Below are 23775 nucleotides of genomic sequence, written 5' to 3'. Positions count from 1 at the left end.
ATCACCAGAAAGCCAATCTGGTGAGGTTGTATCTTGATGACCTAACAGGCCAGGGTTCCATACAGTACTGGGACCAGGCAAATAGACAATATCAAGCTATCGAGGACGAAATGACCTTTACCACGCACCCCTCGTCTTTAACCTGGGTATGGAATCAGCAAGGAGGCCGCCGGTGAGTTCACACAAGGAACCGCTAACGCCAGCAGATGGCTACGCCGAAACCGCCTACCGCGCCGATGCTATCCCCGAGCAGAGTTATGCGCCCAAAAACGAGAGGCTGCGTGGGCGTATTTTGGAAACTCGTCTGCCTTGGGGCAGTTATCTAGATATAAACCCTACTACTTATCAATACTCGGATCTTTGGTTTAGGGAGTATCAATATATCGGCGATGATTATCATGACTACACCATGATCAATGAGTCACGTTGGTCTAAACGAGTCGATGAAGATGTCAACGATCTATACCGAATCGCTAGATTCTTTTTTGTCATTTTTTCCCATGGCTTTAGTTTTAAGGGGGGGGGGAGGCTGGTTTATTTTTGGTGTGACGGCTGTTTGTACACTGCTGTTCATATTTGCAGCTGATACATTACTCCAAGCATTTACTCCCTTAGCTATCGTAACTGCGGTTTGTGGTACGGCAACTCTCCTCCGTCAGCTTTGGGAGAAGCATGAGATAAGATTTTACAAAGGCAACCGCAACTGGTCGGATAATTATGCTTTCTGTCGTCGTACAGGTTTGATCAATACAGAAATTGGTAACTTTTCATTTTACGAATTTGATGCTTATATTGAAATGACTGGGGGCGCCCAGGGGTCGCAGTTTCATTCCTTTAAATTAATTCATCGTTACCCTCACCGAAGCCGTCTTCCTCATACCAAAGATCCACTTGAGTTTAGCTTTGCTGTGGATGGCAGTATTGCCCAGCTATACGCTGCTTGGGATATGCTGCAGCGCTATATGGACGTTAGTCAGCCGCTACCGGATATCCCCCAGGTAGAGCCCTTCCGTCACCTCGACCTCACTACCAAGGCCTACGACGAAGCGGGTAAGCGTGGTCGTCCCGCTACCTACTGGCGTGATTTATATACCCATAGCAGCGAGGAGGAGCTCAAGGCATTGCGCGAGGCGCACCGCGCCGAGGTGGATGCTACCCACTGGGGCGGTCGCCCAGACCTAATGGAACTCTCCGTACCCAACTACCGCGAAACCCGCAAGGGCGAGCCGGAAGACGTCAACGACTTTGCCCGCTTTCCCTGGAAGGCGGGCAAGTTCGTTGACCGGCCAGAAACGACCCCCTCTGAGGATTCACAGGATCAGCAGTAGAGCGACGAACACCCGCGCTAAGCGCTAATAAGGCAAAAATTCATTGGTTATCCGCCGGTAGGCGGCGGTTGCCTTGCTAGGCGCTGCAGCCCAATTAAATACTCACCAGCCTAGGCGAACGCACCCACTACAGCTTCGCCAAGGTCTATCTCGAAGAAACGTCACCTTCAGCTTGAGGTAATAGGCGTGTCAGGCCGAGAGTATGCTCGACGGTATTGAATCAATAACCCAGCAGAGGAGAATTAAAGCAGTGAATGAAAAAGAATCTATTGAAAAGCAAGATAAAGCCTTAATTGAAAGCATTGATTTTGAGTGCCCCGCATGTGGCTGTTGTTTTTGCGAGGAGTCACAGTGGATTACCGAACTTTTGAAAGCCGATATGGCCACTTGCCCGCATTGTGAAAGCGATCTATTAATCGGAACCGAAGACAAGGATCGTCTAACGAGCACTATGAAGAAAAAAGAGCGATTCGGAAAGGCAATGTTTGTCTTTATGGTGCCCTACATCATCGTAGGATTTATCGTCTCCCTCTCATTCGGCGGACTCGGCTTTATGCTTTATATGCCCGTCGGACTTTTGGCTTTTTCTTTACTGAAAATGCTATTTGATAATCAGCCGGATCTAACGATAAGTCTGAAATCAGCCACATAACTGAAAGCTATCTATTCAATCGAAAGTTAGGTGCTCGGCACCATTTTAAGGGGCGTTTGCGTGTTTCCATTAAGTTTTAAGAAGTCTTTTGACATTGAGTTTATCCAATCGCTGTATGACCGGCTAGTAAGCCATGATGACTCTCTAAAGCTAATACTCAGAACAAAGAGTGGGCGAAAGACCGATGATCCCAGCAAGGCCGGCATTGGCGAAATTCGCAATGCCAGCAACAAGCAGCTGTTTGGGATGAGTGCGAAGGAAGGCATAGTCCACACGAAGCAAGCGGGGGTGCTCCAAGCCCCTTTGTTTGACTTTCTGAGTGAGCGTGGCATCCACCAACAGGAGGTCAGTCCGGATATCGGCGTCGCTTGTGTTCTTCTTTATGTTGTTTTGGTTGCCGGCGGTGGGTTGCTATATACCACTCACAATAATGCCGAGTTTCTCTACCCCTATCTGCTGGGCTGTGTGGCCTCCGTCCTCTCAGGACTCGCATTGATATCTTATGCTTACAAGCCTGGCCAAAAGAAGTGGTCCATCCCCGCTATGGTACTCCTCGCTATCGGTGCCTTACCCACCGCCCCTTCGAGCCTGCTGGCATTACCGATGATCAATTACCTGGGGCGGGCCAAACTACATAAGATACTTAACCAGGGTGAGACAGACACAAAGACAATCAATACTTAGTCTCATGCATGCAGCAACCAATACCACGCCGTCCTCAGGAGCAGTTGTGCCTCCCGCTTTGCACTGACGGTTCCCATAACCCTGGAAGAGTGAGGATATGTGTATGTGGTTTATTCAACCCAGGCGGACTATAGCGTCCAAATACCCTGAAGCATGTGAACGCATGCACCAACGGCTAAACAGAAGGCTCATTCCACGAGTACCTTCCTGTGAAAGCTAGCGAATATTCCATAAAGCTATAAGCACCTTTCAATAAAGAATTTCCCGCGCTCTACAGCTATCGTTAGGCTTATAACTATTGTCCATGTCTTCCAAAAGCGCCTGTTTGTTAACAGGCGCTTTTGGTGCTGCTAAAGGTGAATATATGTCTACAACGACGGTTGCTGCGCCGCAGAGCTATCGCGTGCCGCTGATCGCCACGGCGGCGATTGTTTTAGGCGCGTTGCTGGTGGGCGTGGTGTTTGACGCCAATATTGGTCTGCTGATGATTGTCGGTGGTCTATTTGGCATGGTGCTGTATCACGCGGCGTTTGGTTTTACCTCAGCGTGGCGGGTATTTATTACTGAGCGGCGGGGGCGTGGCCTGCGCGCGCAGATGGTGATGCTGGCCATCGCCGTGCTGCTGTTTTTCCCTGCCTTGGGGGCAGGCACCTTGTTTGGTAACGAGGTGTCGGGCTTTGTGGCGCCCATTGGTATCTCCGTGCTGGTGGGGGCATTCCTGTTCGGTGTGGGCATGCAGTTGGGCGGCGGCTGTGCCTCGGGCACGCTGTTTACCGCGGGCGGCGGTAACGCTCGTATGTTGATTACGCTGGTGTTCTTTATTGTCGGCTCGGTGATTGGCTCCGCGCATTTTGCCTGGTGGCAGAGCTTGCCCGCTTTTCAGCCGGTATCACTGGTCAACGTCGCTGGGGTAAGCGGGGGCGTGGCCATTAGCTTGGTGCTGTTTGCTGCTATTGCGGCGTTTACCTGGGTGATGGAGAAGCGTCGCCACGGTCAGTTAGAGCAGGCGCCTAACGTTGATAAACATGGTTATGAGCGTTGGCTGACGGGGCCTTGGCCGTTAGTGGCGGGCGCGGTGGCGCTGGCGCTGCTCAACTTTGCCACTTTGGCGCTGGCAGGACGCCCTTGGGGAATTACCTCTGCGTTTGCGCTGTGGGGGGCTAAAGGCTTTGAGCTGGTGGGCGGCGATGTCAGCCAGTGGGGCTATTGGCAGTCTCCGGGCAATGCCGCGGCCCTTGAGGCCAGCGTATGGAGCGATATTACCACGGTGATGAACGTGGGCATTATGCTGGGCGCGCTGGCTGCGGCCAGCTTGGCAGGTCGCTTTGCACCTAACTTCAAAATCCCGTTGAAATCTATCTTAGCCGCGATCATTGGCGGCCTCCTGCTGGGCTACGGTGCACGCTTGGCGTATGGCTGCAACATTGGCGCTTACTTCAGCGGCATTGCGTCTGGCAGCCTGCACGGTTGGGTGTGGCTGGTAGCGGCATTTGCGGGCAACATGTTTGGCGTTAAGCTGCGGCCGTTCTTCTTCGCTGGTGTGGAGGGGCGTAAACCCACCGCTAAAACGAGCTAAGAGATCGCTAGATCGCTAATTTAATATCGGCATCACGCCTCGGTTTAGGTCTCCTAAACCGAGGCGTTTTTTTATCAACATGGCCTCTCTCTTCCACCTTTGTCGCAGGAGCATGTTACATTACGCTCAAACGCCGCAAACGCCCGATGTTGCTGCATTGCAGCAGTGATTGACATAAAAAAGAGAGTGCTTATGACTACCCAGAGTAGACGCCCCCTATACCTTCCTTACGCCGGTCCTTCTTTGCTCGAAATGCCGCTATTGAACAAAGGCAGCGCGTTTACTCAGCAGGAGCGCTTGGCGTTTAACCTGATTGGTTTACTGCCACAAAAGGTGGAAACCATTGAGGATCAGCTGGAGCGGGTCTATCGCCAGTACCAGCAATGCCATAGTGATCTTGAAAAGCATATTCACCTGCGTGCCATTCAAGATGACAACGAAACGCTCTATTTCCGCTTGGTCTCCCAGCATCTAGAAGAGATGCTGCCGATTATTTACACCCCGACGGTGGGGCAGGCGTGTCAGGAATTCTCCAATATTTATCGTAACCACCGCGGCCTGTTTATTAGTTACCCTGACCGCGAACATATGGATGACATCCTGCGCAGCGCCACCAAAGATAACGTCAAAGTGATCGTAGTGACGGACGGTGAGCGTATTCTTGGCCTGGGCGACCAGGGTATCGGTGGCATGGGTATCCCGATTGGAAAACTGGCGCTGTATACCGCCTGTGGCGGTATTAGCCCCGCCTATACGCTGCCGATCATGATTGATGTGGGCACCAACAACAAAGCGCTGCTGGATGACCCCATGTACATGGGCTGGCGCCACGAGCGAGTAGGCCAAGAAGAGTATGATGCTTTCATGGCGGAGTTTATTGCTGCTGTGAAGCGCCGCTGGCCGAACGTACTGCTGCAGTTTGAGGACTTTGCTCAGGCCAATGCGGTGCCGTTGCTAGAGCGCTACCGCAACGAGCTTTGCTGCTTCAACGACGACGTGCAGGGAACTGCTTCCGTGGTCGTGGGTACGCTAATGGCGGCTTGCCAGGCTCGCGAAGAAACCATTGCCCAGCAGCGGGTGGTGTTTGTGGGCGGTGGCTCGGCGGGTTGTGGAATCGCTGAGCAGGTGGTCGTCGCGATGGAAGCCGAAGGCTTGACCGAGAGCGAGGCACGGGCGCGCATTTTCGTTGTTGATCGCGATGGCTTGATGACCAGCGATCAAGAGTGGCAGCGTGACTTCCAGCGCCGTTTAGCCCACGACCCTTCGCTAGTGGCGGAGTGGAATGGCCAGGGGCTGGAAGAGACGATTGCTCAGATCAAACCAACAGTGCTGATCGGTGTTTGCGGCCAGCGCGGTATCTTCACCGAGCAGGTGGTGCGCACCATGCATGCGGGCTGTGAACATCCGGTCATTATGCCGCTGTCTAATCCTACCTCCCAAGCAGAGGCGGTGCCGGAGGATGTTATCCGCTGGACCGACGGGCAGGCGTTAGTGGCCACCGGCAGTCCCTTCGCGCCGGTTGTTTACAATGGCCGCACTTACCCGATTGCCCAGTGCAACAATGCCTATATTTTCCCAGGTATCGGTTTGGGCGTGATTGCTGCCAGTGCCAATCGAGTCACCGATGAGATGCTAATGAGCGCCTCGCGGGCGCTGGCCCGTGAAGCGCCGCTGGTGAAAGAGGGCAAAGGTGCATTGCTGCCGCCGCTGTCGCGTATTCGCGATATCAGCAAGTCGATTGCTTTTGAAGTGGCGGCGCAGGCGCAGCAGAACGGTGTGGCGTTAAAAACCAGTGGTACGACATTGCGCGAGCTGATCGAAAAAGCGTCCTGGTCGCCGGATTACCGTACCTACCGTCGTCGCGCTTTTTAAGCACTCGGCTAAAAAAAAGCCCCCACCGAAGTGGGGGCATGCAAGCATTGGTAGGTTTTACCCTTTAGGCTGCGCCGATCATCTTGCGCAGCACGTAGTGAAGGATACCACCGTGACGGTAGTAAGCCAGCTCGTTTACCGTATCAATTCGGCACTTGGCATCAACGCTACGTTCCCCATCGGCATTTTTGATCACGATTTTGACCGTGCCACCCGGCGTCAGGTCGCTTAATCCGGCGATCGAAATCTCTTCATCGCCGGTTAATCCCAGCGTTTGACGGCTTTCGCCTTCGGCAAACTGCAGCGGCACAACGCCCATGCCGATCAGGTTAGAGCGGTGAATGCGCTCAAAGGATTCGGCAATCACGGCACGAACGCCCAGCAAGCGGGTACCTTTGGCCGCCCAATCACGCGAGGAGCCGGTGCCGTACTCTTTACCGGCGATCACGACCAGCGGTTTGCCTTCCTCTTTGTACTTCATGGCCGCATCGTAAATGGCCATCTGCTCACCGCTGGGTACGTGGCGTGTTTCACCACCCACCACGCCATCGAGCATTTCGTTTTTGATCCGCACGTTGGCGAAGGTGCCGCGCATCATGACTTCATGGTTACCCCGGCGCGAGCCGTAGGAGTTGAAGTCGACCGGCTTAACGCCGTGCTCTTGCAGATAGCGCCCGGCGGGGCTGTCGGGTTTAATGGCACCCGCAGGGGAGATATGGTCGGTGGTCACCGAGTCACCTAACATGGCGAGTACCCGGGCACTGTGCACATCTTCGATGGCATCCGGCTCGCGGCCCATGCCTTCAAAGAAGGGCGGATGCTGAATGTAGGTGGATTCAGGCCACTGATAGACCTTACTTTCTGACACGTCGATGGCTTTCCAAACGTCGTCACCCTCAAACACCGCGCCGTACTCTTTACGGAACATGGCAGTGTTGACCTGCTCAACGGCGCTGGCAATCTCCGCTTGGCTGGGCCAGATATCTTTTAGGTAGACGGGTTCGCCGTCACTGCCTTCGCCAATCGGCTCCTTGGTTAGGTCGCGTTGAACGTTACCGGCCAGGGCGTAAGCCACCACCAGGGGCGGTGATGCGAGCCAGTTGGTTTTCACCAGTGGGTGAACACGGCCTTCGAAGTTACGGTTACCGGAGAGCACCGAGGCGACGGCAAGATCACCATTGTTCACCGCTTTCTCAATTTCATCCGGCAGTGGGCCAGAGTTACCGATACAGGTGGTGCAGCCGTAACCGACAAGGTTAAAGCCTAGGGCGTCCAAGTCGTCGTTTAACCCAGCGGCGGCAAGATAGTCGGTGACCACTTTCGAGCCAGGTGCCAGGGATGTCTTCACCCAGGGTTGGGTGTTCAAGCCTTTTTCTCGAGCCTTGCGTGCCAACAAGCCTGCAGCCATCATCACGCTGGGGTTGGAGGTGTTGGTACAGGAGGTGATCGCCGCAATCACCACCGCGCCTGGGTCGAGGCTGAAGTCCTGATCATTAAGCTTAACGGCTTGGCTGGTGTCATGTGCAAAGCTACGTTTCACTCCCACAGCGGTTTGGCCGCCTTCAGAAGAGAGCTTGCCCTTTGCTGTGGAGTCCGCGTTGGTATCTTCCTGCAGGAACTTATCAAAGGCCGCCGCCATGTCTTTCAGCGCCACGCGATCCTGCGGGCGTTTGGGGCCAGCCAGGCTGGCTTCTACCTCGGTCATGTCCAGTTGCAGCGCATCGGTAAAGATCGGCTCGTCGCTGGGTTCGCGCCACAGCCCTTGGGCTTTGCTATAGGCTTCCACCAGCGCGACTTGCTCATCTTCACGTCCGGTTAGGCGCATGTAGTTCAGGGTTTCTTCATCCACCGGGAAGAAGCCACAGGTAGCACCATACTCGGGGGCCATATTGGCAATAGTGGCGCGATCCGCCAGCGGCAGATCTTTCAAGCCGTCGCCGTAGAACTCAACAAACTTACCCACTACGCCTTTTTTGCGCAGCATCTCGGTAACGGTGAGTACTAGATCCGTGGCGGTAATACCTTCGCGAAGCTTGCCGGTTAGCTTAAAGCCAATCACTTCAGGGATCAGCATTGAGACCGGCTGGCCGAGCATAGCCGCTTCGGCTTCGATACCGCCAACGCCCCAACCCAGTACGCCCAGGCCGTTGATCATGGTGGTGTGTGAGTCGGTGCCGACGAGGGTGTCGGGGTAGGCGAAGGTTTTGCCGTCTTCGTCCTTGGTCCATACCGTTCTGCCTAGGTACTCCAGATTGACCTGGTGGCAAATGCCGGTACCAGGCGGCACCACGCTAAAGTTATCAAACGCCTGCTGGCCCCAGCGCAGAAACTCGTAGCGCTCGCGGTTACGCTGCATTTCGATATCGACGTTCTCTTGGAACGCCGCCGGGTTGCCAAATTTGTCGACCATTACCGAGTGGTCAATAACCAGATCGACAGGGGAGAGCGGATTGATCTTTGCAGGGTCTTCGCCCAGGCTTTCTACCGCAGCGCGCATGGAAGCGAGATCCACCACACCAGGTACGCCGGTGAAGTCCTGCATCAATACCCGCGCTGGGCGATAGCCGATTTCACGGCTGGATTTGCCCTCGGCCTGCCAGTCGACCAGGGCCTGCATGTCTTTTTGATCTACGCTTTCGTCGTCGGCGAAGCGTAGCTGGTTTTCGAGTAGAATCTTGAGCGTTTTGGGCAGCCGGTCAATATTGCCGAGTGTCTCGGCCGCTTGGGGTAGGCTGTAGTAGTGATACGTTTTACTGCCAACCTCTAGGGTGCTCAGCGTATCGGGTATCTTGCTCATGCCATTCTCCTCTTATTGCTGGTTACTTAGTGACTTAACATTCACTAGGCGCGACGGTCACGGTCTTCCTTTCTAGTATGGCTTACCATAGTAAGAATACATGCGTCTTTGCACAGCCGCTTTCAAGGTTTCTTCGCCTAATAGCGTAGACGAAACCTTGCAATAGCTTGTACTTGGCACCATTTCAGGCAGACTCTGTGGCTAATTTTTTATAAAGCTATTTACACAGCTATCGACAAAGCTATCAGTCAAATCTTTACAAGGTGGTGTCATGGAAACTCGTCATGAGCGTTTGATAATTCTTGGATCCGGCCCGGCAGGCTATACGGCTGCTGTCTACGCCGCACGGGCAAACCTGAAGCCGTTGCTGATTACCGGTATTCAGGCGGGTGGCCAACTGACCACCACAACCGATGTGGATAACTGGCCGGGTGATGCCCAAGGTGTACAGGGGCCGGAGTTAATGGAGCGCATGAAACAGCACGCCGAACGCTTTAATACCGAAGTGCTGTTTGACCATATCAATGAGGTTAGCCTAGGTGAAAAACCCTTTACCTTAAAGGGTGATAGCGGTGTTTATACCTGCGATGCTCTGATTGTGGCCACCGGGGCCAGCGCGCGTTACCTGGGCCTGCCCACTGAACAGCAGTTCATGGGTCAGGGGGTTTCGGCCTGCGCTACCTGCGATGGTTTTTTCTACCGCAACCAGGAAGTCATTGTCGTGGGCGGCGGTAATACCGCTGTAGAAGAGGCGCTGTATCTGTCAAACATTGCGTCTAAAGTGACCCTGGTTCACCGCCGTGACACCCTGCGGGCGGAAAAAATCCTCCAAGATAAGCTGTTTGAGAAAGCCGAGGCAGGCAAAATCGCCCTTGAGTGGTTCCAGGAAGTTGAAGAAGTGCTCGGCGATAACTCGGGCGTAACAGGGATACGGGTTAAATCCACCCAGGATGGCTCAAGCAAAGAGATTCATGCGCCTGGGCTGTTTATTGCCATCGGCCACAGCCCCAATACGGGCATCTTTGAAGGCCAACTGGCAATGAACGGTGGCTATATCAAAGTGACCTCAGGCCTGGAAGGTAACGCGACGGCCACTAGCGTGCCGGGTGTATTTGCCTGCGGCGATGTGATGGATCACATTTATCGTCAAGCGATCACTTCAGCGGGCAGCGGCTGCATGGCGGCACTAGACGCTGAGCGCTATTTAGACGGTATTGCTTAAAACCATTGTCACAACGCCGTGAATGAGTTGAAGCGCCTAATGATTAACAGTTGATAGGCGCTTCATCAATCCTTAGCCGCCCTAACTGGCTAAGTACCAGCTTTTTACCCTTAGCGCCCACGGCGCCGCTGGTTGAGCAAATAGCAAAACTGCCGTTGTAACCGCTGGTATAGCCTAACGGGCTGTAACGGATGCGCGACCAACCCCGGCTATAGGCCACTTTCGTGCCCTGTTGTGCGGGCACAATGCGCAGAATATCGTCTTCGCTGATGCTATCGGTTTTATCCCCTCGCACGATCATTAGCTCTCCACTCCAGTCACGGGTGCAAGCCTTGCGACCCTCATCGACAGGGCAAAGGGTAATCTGGCGGCGTTGGCTAATGGCCGTATTTCGCGCTAATGAAAACGCGCTTTGCAATCGATTTACGGCGCTACTCTGCGCCGTTCGCTGCCCCAAGGCTTGGAAGCTGGGTAGCCCCCAAGCGGCGATAATACCCACCAACAACAGCGTAATCAGTAGCTCAAGCAGCGTGAACCCGCTTTCAGGTGTGGTGTGCATCTTGATGTGGCAACCGCTCATTGCCTCTCCTCACTTGACCTGGTTATTGCCCGCGCTATGCTCACTCTCCGTCACTCAAAGCGAACATCTCGTTGTTAATAGGTCATCCTAGGCGACGCTACGCTTTTTTTATGTAAGCCAAAACGGACAATTTTGTGAGCGATTTCTTAATTATTGGTGGCGGTGTGATCGGTATGATGACAGCGCTGCAGTTAGCCGATGCTGGTCAGCAAGTCACGTTGGTGGAGCGGGGTGAGTGCGGTAAAGAGGCCTCCTGGGCCGGTGGTGGTATCGTTTCGCCGCTCTATCCCTGGCGCTATGACGCCGCAATATCGCAGCTCTCCCGCTGGTCGGAAGGCGTGTACCCCTCGCTGGCGCTGCGCTTGTTGGAAGAGACCGGCATTGACCCTGAGTATCGTCAGAAAGGGCTGCTTTACCTAAATGTGGACGATGCCGACGAAGCGCTGCGCTGGGCACGCCAACTGGGTAAACCGCTTGAAAGGGTAGCGGCAGACTTTGTCCACGCTAAAGAGCCCGGCGTGGTAATGGCGGGCGACAGCGCGCTGTGGATGCCTACGCTGGGCAGCGTGCGCAACCCGCGTTTAGCCAAGGCGTTGAAGGCGCGGTTAGCCGCGATGCCCCAGGTAACTCTGAAAGAGCAGTGTGAGGTTAGCGGCTTTATTCAAAAGGGTGGCCAGGTGGAAGGTGTGGCGACTTCCCAAGGATCATTCAAAGCGGGACGTATCGTGGTGTGTGGCGGTGCCTGGGCCGCGCAGCTATTGTCCCAGCTGAATGTGCAACTGCCGGTAAGGCCTGTGAAAGGGCAGATGATTGCCTATCAAGCGCCTAAAGGTCTCGTTCAGCGCGTAGTGTTAAAAGATGGTCGCTATATTATTCCGCGTGCGGACGGCCTGCTGCTGGTTGGTTCTACGCTGGAAGAGGCGGGTTTTGATAAGAGCACCGATGAAGAGGCGCTGGCGTCTTTGCAGCAGAGCGCTGAAGCCATCCTACCCGCTTTGGCAACGTGCCCGGTTGCGTACCAATGGGCCGGGCTAAGGCCTGGATCCCCTGCGGGTATACCGTTTATTGGCGCGCTCCAGGAATGGCCGAATGTGTTCGTTAATGCCGGGCACTATCGCAACGGCTTGGTATTGGCGCCGGCTTCGACCCATTTGCTGGTGGATCAACTGCTGGGGCGCGAGCCACTTGTTGACCCCGCGCCTTACCAGCCCAAACCAGAGCGGCTAATACACGCTTAAGGTCAGTACAAGCTTAAGGGGTTCCGTCTTTATCCTGCTGCTCTTGCAGAAAACGGTCACGATGGGCGCCAGAGCAGAACCATTGTTCCTGGTCGCGCAGTGCTTCGTCTTCCGGAACGTGTACTTCACACCAGCGGCAGCGCACCATTTTGCCGCCCTCGTGGCGATTGACTTTTTTATGCTGCGCTTCATGCTCAAGCTTGCGTTGCCGGTAGATGCCGTAGAGTTTTAAGCCAGCATAAAATATAACGGCAAAAATAATCAGCCGAATGATCAAGAGGTTCATCCTTTTGTGTCTCCCAAGGTGGGAATCTAAGTATTAGGCATTGGCAAAGGCTCGCAGCCTTTGCCAGTTGGCGGCCCTTGCGGGACAATACGGCTATGACGGTGTAACCCTATTTTAAAGATTCTCAAGAGATTTTGACGCCCATGCAAGACTTAACGCTGGTAATGGCCCAACTTGATCCTCTGGTCGGAGATATTCCCGGCAATGCCGCACGCGCGATTGAAGCAGTGCGCGAAGCGCGGATTGAGCATGGGGCGGATATTGTTGTCTTTCCTGAGCTTTTTTTGTCGGGCTACCCGCCGGAAGATTTGCTGCTGCGGCCCTCAATGGAAACCCGCCTGCGTGAAGCCCGCGCACAAATGGCTTCGAAAATTTCCCGCGATGTGCTGGTGATTATTGGCTACCCCGGCGTACGCGAAGGCCGCTGCTATAACTTGGCGGGCCTGCTCTACAATGGCCAGTGGGAGGCCGAGTACGCCAAGCAGGCGCTGCCAAACTATCAAGTGTTCGACGAGCAGCGCTATTTTACACCGGGTACTGAAACGCTCGTCTATGAGCACAAAGGGGCCAAACTGGGTATCGTAATCTGCGAAGACCTGTGGGATGGCGTACCGGTTAAATCCGCCGCAGACGCGGGGGCTGAGATGCTAATCACCTTGCATGCATCACCCTATCACCAGGACAAACCCGCGGAGCGGTTGCGCTTGCTGGAGAAGCACGCCCAGGACACGCAACTTCCCATTGTGTATGTGAATACCATCGGTGGCCAAGATGAGCTGGTGTTTGATGGTGGCTCCTGTTGCGTTAACGCCAGCGGTGAGCTGCAAGTGCTGGCGCCATACTGGCAGGCGGGCCTAATGCCCATTCAGTTCCTGCAAACCAGCGCGACGGTGTGGGAACCCCAGCCCGGCGAGATTGATCCCGAGGTAGAGCCGGAAGAGAGCCTCTACTGCGCGCTGGTGACCGGGCTACGTGATTACGTCAACAAGAGCGGTTTTGATGGCGTGGTGCTGGGGCTTTCTGGCGGCATCGATTCGGCGCTCTCATTGGCCATTGCAGTAGATGCACTGGGCCCACAGCGGGTACAGGCGGTGATGATGCCCTATCACTACACCGCGGATATCTCTAAACAGGACGCTGCAGAGCAGGCCAACATGCTTGGCGTGCACTACGAGATCATGCCGATTGAGCCCATGGTAGAAGCCTTTATGGGTACGCTGGCGGAGAGCTTTGTGGGAACTGAGCGAGATACCACCGAAGAGAACCTGCAGTCCCGCTGTCGCGGCGTGCTGCTGATGGCGATCTCCAATAAAAAAGGCTTGATGGTACTGACCACCGGTAACAAGAGCGAAATGGCGGTGGGCTACGCCACGCTGTATGGGGATATGGTGGGCGGTTTTAATGCCATTAAAGACGTCTATAAAACCTGGGTGTACCGCTTGGCTCGCTGGCGCAATACCCAATCTCCGGCAATCCCTGCGCGGGTCATCGAGCGCCCACCCAGCGCCGAGCTGGCGCCGGATCAGCAGGATAGTGACTCCCTGCCTGATTACGATACCCTCGACGCTATCCTATTAAGCTATATCGAAGGTGATATGAGCGCGGAAGCGATTATCGCCGCCGGCTTTGACGCTGAAGATGTCTATAAAGTGGTGAAGCTTGTCGACCGCTGCGAGTATAAGCGTCGCCAGGCGCCAATTGGTGTGCGTGTTACCCCGCGGGGCTTTGGCCGTGACCGCCGCTATCCGATCGTCAATGGCTGGCAGCCCGGCGAGTAAGCCCGACGCGTAAGTCGGGCATAGTACTTGGGAACCGGTACTTGGGAACCGGTACTTGGCAGGCTGCTATGCCAACGCAGGAGGAGGGGCGAGGCATAAGCCTGCCATCTCCTCCGCCGCTACTGGCTTGCAAAAATAGTAGCCTTGGTAGGCATGACACTGGTGTTGGTTTAGGTAGCGCCAGTGCTCGCGGGTTTCCACCCCTTCGGCAATCACGTTAAGGTTTAGTGCCCGCCCCATGGCGATAATGGTCTGCACAATCGTTCTGTCGTCGGAGTCCTGGTCAAGATCGCGCACAAAGGATTGATCAATCTTGATTTGATCAAGTGGCAGGCGTTTTAAATACTGCAATGATGAGTAGCCGGTGCCGAAGTCATCCATAGCAAAACTAATGCCCAGAGCTTTGAGCTGATGCATACGGGCAATGGTTTCTTCTATTTTGCCAATCACGCTGCTTTCGGTGAGTTCAAGTTTGAGCTTGTGAGAAGGAGCCCCGCTGGCCTCTAACGCATTAGAAACCTCTTCAACAAAATTTGGCTGCTGGAACTGCTTGGCGCTGACGTTAACGGCCAACACCAGATCTTTTGTATGTTCAAACGCTTGCCAAGCCACTAGCTGTTTGCAAGCGGCATGAAGCACCCAGGTGCCTATCTGCACAATTAAGCCGGTTTCTTCGGCGAGGGGGATGAAAACCCCAGGGGAAACCATGCCTTGTGTTGGGTGCTGCCAACGGATGAGTGCTTCAGCGCCAATGGGCCGCCCGGTATTGTCGACTTGCATCTGATATACCAGTACAAACTCATCCCGTTCGATCGCTAGGCGTAAATCGCGCTCAAGCTCGTTGCGCGCTTCTAGTTCTGCTTGTACCGCCGGGTCGTAAAAACGAATAGCGTTTGTCCCGGTTTGCTTGGCAATATGAACTGCCGCATTGGCATACTGGAAGAGATTATCGACACTCTGATCTGAAGAATTAAATAGCACTAATCCTTGGGTCAGACTCAGGAAGCAGTAATTGCCGTTCAGACAGTAGGGTTGGGTTAATAAATGGCGCACTTTTTCAGCGAAGAGCTCGGCTTTTTCAGCTGCTTCAAGCTGCTCACTGGCTAGCCCGTCGATAATGATGCAGAACTCATCGCCGCTAACACGTCCAATGGTGCAGCCGTCATGGTTTATGTCGCTCAAGCGCTTAGCAATATGCCGGAGAATAATGTCGCCTGCACTGTGTCCGTTACCATCATTAATGCGCTTGAAATCATCCACATCAATATAGATGAGCGCGCCATAGGACGTATTTTGATGGCTGATTTCCAGCGAATGTTGTAAGTGCTCTTTCATCAAGCGCCAGTTGGGTAACTCGGTGAGCGTATCGTAATAGGCAAGTCGGTGGATCTTCTGTTCAGCTTCACGGCGCTGTTGCTCGGCATCCCGAAGCGTGATCAACGCAGAAGTGATGCGCTTTAAGGGGCCACTATGCTTTTGCCTCAGCTTCTCTATCGCGTGGAAATCCGGCAGCGGCTGTCGGCGCTTAGAGAGCGATAAAATGGCATCCCCCACCACCATCAACCGCTTATTGATGCGCCAGGAGGCAAAAAAAGCCGCGCTGATAAGCACGCCCATCATGGCAATACCCAGCCAAAGAGTGGTGTCGTGGGAGCGAGCAAGCGCATCAAAGGAAAGGCTATGACGCTCCCTGGCACGTAGCGTTAAGGCTTCGAATATTTGCTGGGAGAACAGCGTAAAAGTGTTGAAGTGGGTTTGTGCTTCTTTCAGGAAAAGAGACGGGTCGCCCAATTCTCGCGCTGCCGATTCATTGGCCATACTGACAAAGCGTTGATATTGCAGAAACGTTCGCTGAAGGGCGGCGGCACTGTCTTGGCTTAAGTCGATCAGTAAGGGGGAGCTAGCCAGGCTGTCCACGCGTTGACCTATCTGGGTGAGCTCTTGCGCAATCTGACTATAGGACGAATAGCGTTGAGTAGCGCTTAACTGTGTTTCTTCAGTATCGATCAATAAATTGGTGATACGTTGATGTAAGTCACTAAGCTGTCGATCAAAGGTGGCCATTTGCACCAGAGTATCTAAGTCATTGGACTGTAAGAGATTGCTTTGTAATGATTTCTCTTCCAGCACCTTCATGGAGATTGATAGCAGCAGTAGTGCAGGTAGTACCACCATTAAAATGGGTAACAAAAAAACCATTAACAGGCTTTGGGTGGATTTCATCGTAACCTCGGGGGATAGCAATGAAGAACGGCCCCTAACCATTAGGAGCCGTCTCTCTCTAAACTATATAACGGCCAAAACCGTTATAAGTTTAGAAGTTTTCCCACTCAGGTTGTGACTGCTGACGTTTTGCCACGGGCAGTGCAGACTTATTCGAGGCAGTAGTGCGTGCAGGCGAAGGGGCTAATGCAGCACGCGACGGCTGGGCGTTTGGGTGCGTATTCGGCAACTTAAAGACTTCCATGACATTGAGCAGCGAGTGAGCGTTTTTGCGCAAGTTGTTAGCAGCCGTGGCGCTTTCATGTACCAGTGAGGCGTTCTGCTGGGTGACTTGATCCATCTCGGTCACCGCGCGACCCACTTCCTGAACACCGGTGCTCTGTTCGGCGCTGGCGTGGCTGATCTCCTGCATAATGCTGGTCACTCGCTCGATAGCCGCGACGATCTGTTCTGTCGATTTACTGGCTTCTTCGGCGCGCTCATTGCCGTGGTTAACCCGCTCAAGGTTGCTGGAAATCAGAGTGTTAATCTCCCGGGCGGCATCGGCGCTGCGTTGGGCTAATCGACGCACTTCCTCGGCGACGACCGCGAAACCGCGACCATGTTCACCAGCACGGGCGGCTTCAACCGAGGCATTAAGCGCCAGAATATTGGTCTGAAAGGCAATCGCATCAATCGTCGAGATAATGCCGGCAATTTCCTGAGAACTCTTGTTGAGATCATTCATGGTGGCAACGACCTGATTCACCGCTCCGCCACCTTGCTTGGCGGTGCTAGATGCGCTGGAGGCTTCTTGACTGGCCTGCTCGGAATTTTCAGCGTTAAGTTTTACGGTGCTATTGAGCTGTTCCATTGCCGAGGCGGTCTCGGCTAGCGCGCTGGCCTGCTGCTCAGTCCGTGAAGAGAGGTCGTTATTGCCTTCAGCAATTTGCTCACTGTTGCTGGCTACCGCTTCTGCAGAGGCGCGCACCTGGGTCACAATGGTTTGTAGCTGATGCGCCATGGCAACCTGCGACGCCATAATGCTGCGGGTATCACCCTTCTTGAGCTGCCCATGGCTGGTTAACTCGCCCCGGCCAATCGCTTCCGCAAAGGCTTTGACTTCGTAAGGTTCGGCGCCTAATTCACGTAGCAGCTGGCGAGATAAAAACACCGCGATCAAACCACCGATCAGTAACGCAAAGAGTGTTAGCCCCAACATCTGCATTTGAAAGCCGGAGGCAGTATCACGGGCGCTCGCTGTGGTGGCGTCGTTCAACTGTTGTTGAAGGTTGATAAACTGGTTAATTCGATTAAGCCATTCGGCATATGCAGGGCCTGCTTGTTCGAGCAGTAAGGTCTCTGCATCGGCAAATTGATCTGCTTGGCGGGCGGCAATGACTTGCTGTGTCAATTCGAGGGTTGTAGCGGCTTGGGCATCGATACTGGCCAGAATAGTCTGCTCTTCCTGGCCACTAGGGTACTCGCTAGTTATTTGGTGCTCGCCTTCAGACGCCGTCACGTAATCGCTGCTGAGGCTCTCAATCTCACCGAGCAATGCATCAAATTTGCTATCGTCTTGGACAAGTACTATGTCGCGCATGGCAATAGCGCGATCATGCACACTGCCGCGCATATCCACGGCAAACCCCAGCTTGGTGCCGTTAACATCATTGATGGTGGTTAAGTCCCGGTCAATTTGATTGACTTGGTAAATACCTACAGCGGTTAACAGAACCAGCAGCCCAAGGAGGGCAGCAAATCCGAGCGTTAAGCGCGTGCTAATTCTGGTGTTGCTGGAACGTGCTTTAAAAAATGACATTGATTGCTCCCTGAGGTGCCGTTAAGGCACTTTATTATGCAAGATGAGTAAATCATATATTATTGTATAGCTATTGTATAGAAATTATTGTTTGTTTGTACGGCCCTGGTTTTTCTTATGTTGTTTTTATAAATCAATTGGTTAGTTTTTTTGAATAAAAAAACCACGCCGAAGCGTGGTCAGATAAATAGATGCTGTACAACTTTTAGCGGTTGAGCACCGTCAAGTTTTAATCATTTTGGCCTAAGTGCTTAGGAACAAAACGACTGCCCTGCAGCTGCTCATGGTCGGGCGCGTTCTCACGCAGCACCGCAAGAACTTCGTTGGCGCGGTCATCCATGTCGAGGCCTTGATAGCCTTCCACCATGGTGGCTAGGGCATCTCGGGTAGCGTTGGATTCGGGATAGTTTTCGATTACCCAGCGGCCACGCTCAACGGCTGCTAAGTAAGCGCCACGGCGTAGGTAATAATCGGCGACGTGGAGCTCATGGCGGGCCATTAGCTCACGCAGGTAGACGATGCGCTGCTGGGCGTCAGCGGCATATTCACTCTGAGGATAACGCTGAATCAGTTCGCGGAAGTCATTGTAGGCATCCCGCGAAGCCCCCAAGTCACGTTTGGAAATATCGATCAGGCGCAGCCGCTCTAAGCTGAAACGACCCGCCTGCCATGCGGAAAGGCCGCGCAGGTAGTAGGCATAGTCCACTTGCGGGTGGTCAGGATGCAGGCGAATAAAGCGACTGGCCGCCGCTCGGGCTTCTTCCCAATCGCTATTTTCATAGTAGGCATAGATCAGCTCAAGCTGCGCCTGCTCGGCATGTGCACCAAACGGATAGCGGGTATCAAGCGCTTCCAAGCGCTCTATCGCAATCGGGTAGCGGTTACTGTCCAGGGCCGTGCGGGCCAACTCATAGAGCTCACGCTCCTGAACCCCAGCAAATTCATCTTCCTCTTCTTCACTGGTGTCGTTACTCGCACAGCCCGCTAAAAGGGCAAGGCTTAGGGCTAGAACGCCAAAGCGGTTGGCAGCTGAAAAAACGCGCATCATCATCCTCGTTGCTAACAAGCCTCAATCACCAAAAAGCGGCGATGGCCATAAGTAGAAATGGTAGAATAGGTCGCAGTTCGCCCACTATAAAACACCTCGGCTTAAAACGCAGGCTTAGCGACGTTTCGTCGGGTGTCGTAAACGCTTATTTTTCCATGCGGGGGCTGATTTTTCGCCTTGCTGGGGTTTTTGCGTCTAAAAGAGGTTTTTCATGTCTCGAATAGTTGAAGACACGCACCGCGTGCCCGCTACGTTAGCCGGTGCGCGGTTAGACCAAGCGGCGGCGGAGTTGTTCAGCGATTACTCCCGTGAGCGCTTAAAAGCGTGGATTAACGCCGGTGAATTAACCGTTGATGGCGCTCACGCCAAGCCGAAAGCCAAGCTGCATGGCCATGAAGTGCTAGCGCTGCAGGCCACCATCGAAGACGATACGCGCTTTGAGGCGCAAGATATTGCCTTGGATATCGTCTATGAAGATGAGACGTTGATGGTGATCAACAAAGCGGCGGGAATGGTCGTGCATCCTGCTGCAGGCAACCCTGATGGCACCCTGTTAAATGCTTTGCTGCACCATCACCCGGCGATTGCTGAAGTGCCCCGTGCCGGTATTGTGCACCGCTTGGATAAAGACACTACCGGCTTGATGATGGTAGCCAAAACGCTGCCTGCGCAAACCGCGCTGGTCGATCAGATGCAGGCACGCAGCGTGTCACGCCAATATGATGCAGTGGTGATTGGTAAACCTGTATCGGGCAGTACCATTGACGCGCCTATTGGCCGTCACCCTAAAGATCGTAAGCGTCAGGCGGTAACCGCATCGGGCAAACCCGCGATTACCCATTTTCGCGTGGTTGAGCGCTTTCGTGCTCATACCCACGTGCGCTGCAAGTTGGAAACGGGGCGCACCCACCAAATCCGCGTGCATATGGCCCATGCCCGTTATCCCTTAATTGGTGACCCCATGTACGGCGGTCGCGCCAAGCTGCCGCCGGGTGCTGCGGAGCCGTTGAAGGAGATCCTGCGTGAGTTTCCCCGTCAGGCGCTGCACGCGCGTAAATTAATTTTCAAGCACCCGGTCAGTGGCGAAACATTAACCTTTCAGGCAGACCTCCCCGATGATTTGTTAATGTTGTTGGATTACCTGCGCGAAGATAATGAGACGATGCGATGAGCGATGCCATTAATTTACGGCCGACGCTTTTAGTGCCGGACTGGCCTGCACCGACTAACGTACGCGCCTTTGTGACGACCCGGGAATCAGGGCCTAGCCAGGGTGATTTTGCCGCTTTTAATACCGCCTTACATGTGGGCGATAATGCTGATCATGTGGCGCTTTGCCGTCGTTTGCTGCAAAAGGAAATAGGCGACGAGCGGCCTCTGCTGTGGCTGAACCAGACCCATGGCGCCCGCGTGCAACAGGTTTATCAGTCCGAGGCTGCCGACGCGGACGCGGCCATTGCCACGTCCAGTGAGTATGCCTGTGTAGTGTTAACAGCCGATTGCCTGCCGGTGATGTTCTGCAATCGAGCGGGTACCCAGGTGGCGGTTGCCCATGCTGGTTGGCGTGGTCTGGCGGGTGGTGTGCTGGAGGCGACCATTGCCGCCATGAACACTGACCCCGACGATATTTTGGTGTGGTTAGGTCCTGCGATCTCTAACGCCCAGTTTGAAGTGGGGCCGGAAGTCTACGGCGCCTTTGTTGCCGTTCATCCAGATACCGCTGACGCCTTTGACCATAGCCCTTATCGTCTGGGCCATTACATGGCCGATTTATACCGTCTGGCGCGCTTTCGCTTAGAGGCGCTGGGGGTCAATAACATTAGCGGCGGCCACTTCTGCACCGCCTGCGAGTCGCGTTTCTACTCCTACCGTCGCGATGGTGGTAAGACAGGACGTATGGCCAGCGTGATCTGGATCAATTAACGTCAATAAAAGCTTCTTTTAAGCCAGCGGTTTGCGCCGCCACCTCTTGAAAAGCGTCGAACTGACGCCATTTAACTTGTCAAGCTAAGAGTGATTTAGCACGTCTAATGACACGTTATCGGGTTACGCGGTGCGTCCAAACGCACGGCTACCCCAGGAGGAATTCCATGCGTTTTGATAAATTTACCGCCAAGCTCCAGAGCGCGATTGCCGAGGCGCAGTCGCTGGCTGTGGGTCGCGGCCATAATCAGCTAGACCCCGCCCATTTGCTGCTAGCCCTGCTCGACACCAAAGACACCGGTATTAAAGCCCTGATTGAAAAAGCCGAGGGCAGCCCTTCGCGCTTGCGTGATGGTTTGGTACAGCAGTTGGATAACTTGCCCAAGGTGGGGCAGTTCGATGGCGAAGTGCAGCCATCGCGGGATTTCATCAAGCTTTTCAACTTAACCGATCGCGAAGCGCAGAAGCGCGGTGACCAGTTTATTGCCAGTGAGCTTGTGCTGCTGGCGGCGCTGGAAATGAATTCGGCGATTACCAAACTGCTCAAAGAAGCCGGGATTAACCGTAAATCTCTTGAGGCCGCCATTAACAGCCTGCGCGGCGGTGCCACCGTCGACGATGCGAACGCTGAAGATCAGCGTGAAGCACTCAACAAATACACCATGGACCTTACCCAGCGTGCGCTGGACGGCAAGCTTGACCCGGTAATCGGTCGCGATGATGAAATTCGCCGTACGATTCAAGTGCTGCAGCGGCGTACTAAAAATAATCCGGTACTTATCGGCGAGCCGGGCGTGGGTAAAACCGCCATTGTCGAAGGCTTGGCCCAGCGCATCGTCAACGGTGAAGTGCCGGAAGGCTTAAAAGATAAACGCGTGCTTTCGCTGGATATGGGCTCGCTGCTCGCCGGCGCGAAATTTCGTGGTGAGTTTGAAGAGCGCCTAAAAGCCGTGCTCAAAGAGCTCTCCCAGGAAGAGGGGCGGGTGATCCTGTTTATCGATGAGCTGCACACCATGGTCGGCGCGGGCAAAGCCGAAGGCGCCATGGATGCGGGCAATATGCTCAAGCCTGCCCTGGCGCGCGGCGAGCTGCACTGCGTCGGGGCGACTACCCTGGATGAGTACCGCAAGTACATCGAGAAAGATGCCGCGCTGGAGCGCCGCTTCCAGAGGGTGTTGGTGGATGAGCCTTCCGAAGAGGACACCGTGGCCATTCTGCGCGGCCTGAAAGAGCGCTATGAAGTTCACCACGGCGTGGATATTACCGACTCCGCTATTATTGCCGCGGCTAAGCTCTCGACACGCTATATCACTGATCGTCAGTTGCCTGACAAAGCCATCGATCTCATCGATGAGGCCGCCTCGCGGATTCGTATGGAACTGGACTCCAAGCCAGAGTCGATGGATCGTCTTGATCGCCGCTTGATCCAACTCAAAATGGAGCGGGAAGCGCTTAAGAAAGAGACCGATGAAGCGACTAAAAAACGCCTGGAAGCACTTAATAATCAAATACACGAGTTAGAGCGCGAATACGCCGACTTGGATGAAATCTGGAAAGCCGAGAAAGCCAGTATTCAGGGGGCTGCGCAGTTTAAGGCCGAGCTTGAGCAGGCGCGCATTGACCTGGAACAGGCCCGCCGTCAGGGCGACTTGGGCCGTATGTCGGAAATTCAGTACGGCAAGATTCCAGAGCTCGAGAAGAGAATTGCTGAAAGCGGCGAGGGGGAAGCGGATACCTCCAGCCACCAGCTGCTACGCTCCAATGTCACTGAAGAGGAGATCGCCGAGGTGGTTTCCCGCTGGACGGGCATTCCGGTCTCCAAGATGCTCGAAGGCGAGCGCGATAAACTGCTGCGTATGGAAGAAGCGCTGCATCAGCGGGTGATTGGGCAGGATGAAGCCGTCGAGGCGGTCGCTAACGCGGTGCGTCGCTCTCGGGCAGGGCTTTCCGATCCCAACCGGCCTAACGGCTCGTTTCTGTTCCTCGGCCCCACCGGGGTGGGTAAAACCGAGCTATGTAAGTCGCTGGCCAACTTCCTGTTCGATACCGAAGAGGCGATGGTACGTATCGATATGTCGGAGTTTATGGAGAAGCACTCCGTGGCTCGCCTGATTGGTGCACCTCCCGGCTACGTCGGCTATGAAGAGGGTGGCTACTTAACCGAGGCCGTCCGCCGCAAGCCTTATTCGGTGCTGCTGCTGGATGAGGTGGAAAAAGCCCACCCGGATGTTTTCAATATTCTGCTGCAGGTATTAGAGGATGGCCGCTTAACGGACGGTCAGGGGCGCACGGTGGACTTCCGCAATACCGTGATCGTGATGACCTCTAATATGGGCTCGGACATTATCCAGCGCATGGGCGGCGACGTTAGTGCTGATAAAGACAGCGACTATGAGGCGATGAAAAACATGGTCATGGAGGTGGTGGGTAACCACTTCCGGCCTGAGCTGATCAACCGTATCGATGAAGTGGTGGTGTTCCACGCCCTGGGCCAAGAGCAGATTCAGGCGATTGCCGGTATTCAGCTTGAGCGCTTAAAAGTGCGCCTCGCCGAACACGACCTGAAGCTTGAGGTTAGCCCAGAAGCGATGGCGCAATTGGCGGTCGTAGGCTTTGACCCTGTCTATGGGGCCCGGCCACTCAAGCGGGCGATTCAGAGCCGTATCGAGAACCCGCTGGCCCAAGACCTGTTGGGGGGTAAATTTGCCCCTGGTGATACCATTCATATCAACGCGGAAGACGGAAAACTGGTGTTTAGCTCATAATT

Annotated in this window: 18 protein-coding genes; 12 read left to right on the top strand and 6 right to left on the bottom strand. The window is 54.3% G+C overall.

Annotation, left to right across the window (positions count from 1 at the left end):
- Positions 1–172: 172 nt before the first annotated feature.
- The 6 genes from U738_RS11320 (at position 173) to U738_RS11295 (ending at position 6112) form a co-directional block, all read left to right on the top strand.
- A complete protein-coding gene (locus tag U738_RS11320; protein ID WP_035580426.1) occupies positions 173–586 on the top strand; it encodes a hypothetical protein in 414 nt (137 codons plus the stop codon).
- Positions 587–908: 322 nt separating this feature from the next.
- Positions 909–1328, top strand: a complete 420-nt coding sequence (locus U738_RS22675; protein ID WP_152561134.1) for a hypothetical protein — start codon at positions 909–911, stop codon at positions 1326–1328.
- A 202-nt stretch (positions 1329–1530) separates the two neighbouring features.
- Positions 1531–1980 carry a hypothetical protein gene (locus U738_RS11310; protein WP_035580422.1) on the top strand — a complete coding sequence of 150 codons (450 nt, stop codon included), beginning with the start codon at positions 1531–1533 and terminating at the stop codon, positions 1978–1980.
- 60 nt (positions 1981–2040) lie between these two features.
- Positions 2041–2664 (top strand): hypothetical protein, encoded by a 624-nt coding sequence (locus U738_RS11305; RefSeq protein WP_035580416.1) that lies wholly within the window; start codon positions 2041–2043, stop codon positions 2662–2664.
- A 364-nt stretch (positions 2665–3028) separates the two neighbouring features.
- The gene (locus U738_RS11300) at positions 3029–4240 is read left to right on the top strand and encodes a YeeE/YedE family protein (protein ID WP_035580413.1); all 1212 of its coding nucleotides are present in this window, start codon (positions 3029–3031) and stop codon (positions 4238–4240) included.
- A gap of 192 nt (positions 4241–4432) precedes the next feature.
- On the top strand, positions 4433–6112 hold the full coding sequence (locus U738_RS11295) for an NAD-dependent malic enzyme (RefSeq protein WP_035580410.1): 1680 nt from the start codon (positions 4433–4435) through the stop codon (positions 6110–6112).
- A 64-nt stretch (positions 6113–6176) separates the two neighbouring features.
- On the opposite strand, the gene acnA is transcribed toward U738_RS11295, so the two are convergent.
- On the bottom strand, positions 6177–8909 hold the full coding sequence (gene acnA, locus U738_RS11290; RefSeq protein ID WP_035580407.1) for an aconitate hydratase AcnA: 2733 nt from the start codon (positions 8907–8909) through the stop codon (positions 6177–6179).
- Between the two features lie 271 nt (positions 8910–9180).
- On the opposite strand from acnA, the gene trxB reads away from it, so the two are divergent.
- A complete protein-coding gene (gene trxB / locus U738_RS11285; RefSeq protein WP_035580404.1) occupies positions 9181–10131 on the top strand; it encodes a thioredoxin-disulfide reductase in 951 nt (316 codons plus the stop codon).
- A gap of 43 nt (positions 10132–10174) precedes the next feature.
- Here trxB and U738_RS11280 read toward each other — a convergent pair whose 3' ends face one another.
- Entirely contained in the window at positions 10175–10711 is a 537-nt protein-coding gene (locus U738_RS11280) for a GspH/FimT family pseudopilin (RefSeq protein ID WP_035580401.1), read from the bottom strand.
- Positions 10712–10845: 134 nt separating this feature from the next.
- Here U738_RS11280 and thiO point away from each other — a divergent pair, with 134 nt between their 5' ends.
- Entirely contained in the window at positions 10846–11949 is a 1104-nt protein-coding gene (thiO, locus tag U738_RS11275) for a glycine oxidase ThiO (protein WP_035580398.1), read from the top strand.
- A gap of 13 nt (positions 11950–11962) precedes the next feature.
- Here the strand turns inward: thiO and U738_RS11270 are convergent, their stop codons facing one another.
- On the bottom strand, positions 11963–12235 hold the full coding sequence (locus U738_RS11270) for a PP0621 family protein (protein ID WP_035580395.1): 273 nt from the start codon (positions 12233–12235) through the stop codon (positions 11963–11965).
- Between the two features lie 143 nt (positions 12236–12378).
- On the opposite strand from U738_RS11270, the gene U738_RS11265 reads away from it, so the two are divergent.
- A complete protein-coding gene (locus U738_RS11265) occupies positions 12379–14013 on the top strand; it encodes an NAD+ synthase (RefSeq protein ID WP_035580393.1) in 1635 nt (544 codons plus the stop codon).
- A gap of 66 nt (positions 14014–14079) precedes the next feature.
- Here the strand turns inward: U738_RS11265 and U738_RS11260 are convergent, their stop codons facing one another.
- The 3 genes from U738_RS11260 to U738_RS11250 all read right to left on the bottom strand — a co-directional run bounded on the left by U738_RS11260 (position 14080) and on the right by U738_RS11250 (position 19082).
- Positions 14080–16236, bottom strand: coding sequence for a putative bifunctional diguanylate cyclase/phosphodiesterase (locus U738_RS11260; protein ID WP_035580390.1), 2157 nt, complete (start codon positions 16234–16236; stop codon positions 14080–14082).
- A 91-nt stretch (positions 16237–16327) separates the two neighbouring features.
- A complete protein-coding gene (locus U738_RS11255) occupies positions 16328–18037 on the bottom strand; it encodes a methyl-accepting chemotaxis protein (protein WP_035580388.1) in 1710 nt (569 codons plus the stop codon).
- A gap of 229 nt (positions 18038–18266) precedes the next feature.
- Positions 18267–19082, bottom strand: a complete 816-nt coding sequence (locus U738_RS11250) for an outer membrane protein assembly factor BamD (protein ID WP_035580385.1) — start codon at positions 19080–19082, stop codon at positions 18267–18269.
- Positions 19083–19296: 214 nt separating this feature from the next.
- Here U738_RS11250 and rluD point away from each other — a divergent pair, with 214 nt between their 5' ends.
- The 3 genes from rluD (at position 19297) to clpB (ending at position 23773) form a co-directional block, all read left to right on the top strand.
- Positions 19297–20256, top strand: coding sequence for a 23S rRNA pseudouridine(1911/1915/1917) synthase RluD (gene rluD, locus U738_RS11245; protein WP_035580382.1), 960 nt, complete (start codon positions 19297–19299; stop codon positions 20254–20256).
- Entirely contained in the window at positions 20253–21008 is a 756-nt protein-coding gene (pgeF, locus tag U738_RS11240) for a peptidoglycan editing factor PgeF (RefSeq protein WP_035580377.1), read from the top strand. The genes rluD and pgeF overlap by 4 nt, the downstream gene beginning before the upstream one ends.
- Before the next feature lie 167 nt (positions 21009–21175).
- The gene (gene clpB / locus U738_RS11235) at positions 21176–23773 is read left to right on the top strand and encodes an ATP-dependent chaperone ClpB (RefSeq protein ID WP_035580374.1); all 2598 of its coding nucleotides are present in this window, start codon (positions 21176–21178) and stop codon (positions 23771–23773) included.
- The last annotated feature ends 2 nt before the right edge of the window (positions 23774–23775 follow it).

The sequence above is a fragment of the Halomonas sp. TG39a genome (assembly GCF_000744395.1).
Classification (GTDB): domain Bacteria; phylum Pseudomonadota; class Gammaproteobacteria; order Pseudomonadales; family Halomonadaceae; genus Vreelandella; species Vreelandella ventosae_B.
Note: the sequence above shows the minus strand (reverse complement) of the source record. Positions and strands in the feature narration are given on the sequence as shown.

Bases quoted from the DNA above. Each gene is read 5' to 3' on its own strand.
- U738_RS11310 (WP_035580422.1), top strand. From the start codon at position 1,531: ATGCTCGACGGTATTGAATCAATAACCCAGCAGAGGAGAATTAAAGCA.
- U738_RS11300 (WP_035580413.1), top strand. From the start codon at position 3,029: ATGTCTACAACGACGGTTGCTGCGCCGCAGAGCTATCGCGTGCCGCTG.
- U738_RS11295 (WP_035580410.1), top strand. From the start codon at position 4,433: ATGACTACCCAGAGTAGACGCCCCCTATACCTTCCTTACGCCGGTCCT.
- acnA (WP_035580407.1), bottom strand. From the start codon at position 8,909: ATGAGCAAGATACCCGATACGCTGAGCACCCTAGAGGTTGGCAGTAAA.
- trxB (WP_035580404.1), top strand. From the start codon at position 9,181: ATGGAAACTCGTCATGAGCGTTTGATAATTCTTGGATCCGGCCCGGCA.
- U738_RS11280 (WP_035580401.1), bottom strand. From the start codon at position 10,711: ATGAGCGGTTGCCACATCAAGATGCACACCACACCTGAAAGCGGGTTC.
- U738_RS11270 (WP_035580395.1), bottom strand. From the start codon at position 12,235: ATGAACCTCTTGATCATTCGGCTGATTATTTTTGCCGTTATATTTTAT.
- U738_RS11265 (WP_035580393.1), top strand. From the start codon at position 12,379: ATGCAAGACTTAACGCTGGTAATGGCCCAACTTGATCCTCTGGTCGGA.
- U738_RS11260 (WP_035580390.1), bottom strand. From the start codon at position 16,236: ATGAAATCCACCCAAAGCCTGTTAATGGTTTTTTTGTTACCCATTTTA.
- U738_RS11255 (WP_035580388.1), bottom strand. From the start codon at position 18,037: ATGTCATTTTTTAAAGCACGTTCCAGCAACACCAGAATTAGCACGCGC.
- U738_RS11250 (WP_035580385.1), bottom strand. From the start codon at position 19,082: ATGCGCGTTTTTTCAGCTGCCAACCGCTTTGGCGTTCTAGCCCTAAGC.
- rluD (WP_035580382.1), top strand. From the start codon at position 19,297: ATGTCTCGAATAGTTGAAGACACGCACCGCGTGCCCGCTACGTTAGCC.
- pgeF (WP_035580377.1), top strand. From the start codon at position 20,253: ATGAGCGATGCCATTAATTTACGGCCGACGCTTTTAGTGCCGGACTGG.
- clpB (WP_035580374.1), top strand. From the start codon at position 21,176: ATGCGTTTTGATAAATTTACCGCCAAGCTCCAGAGCGCGATTGCCGAG.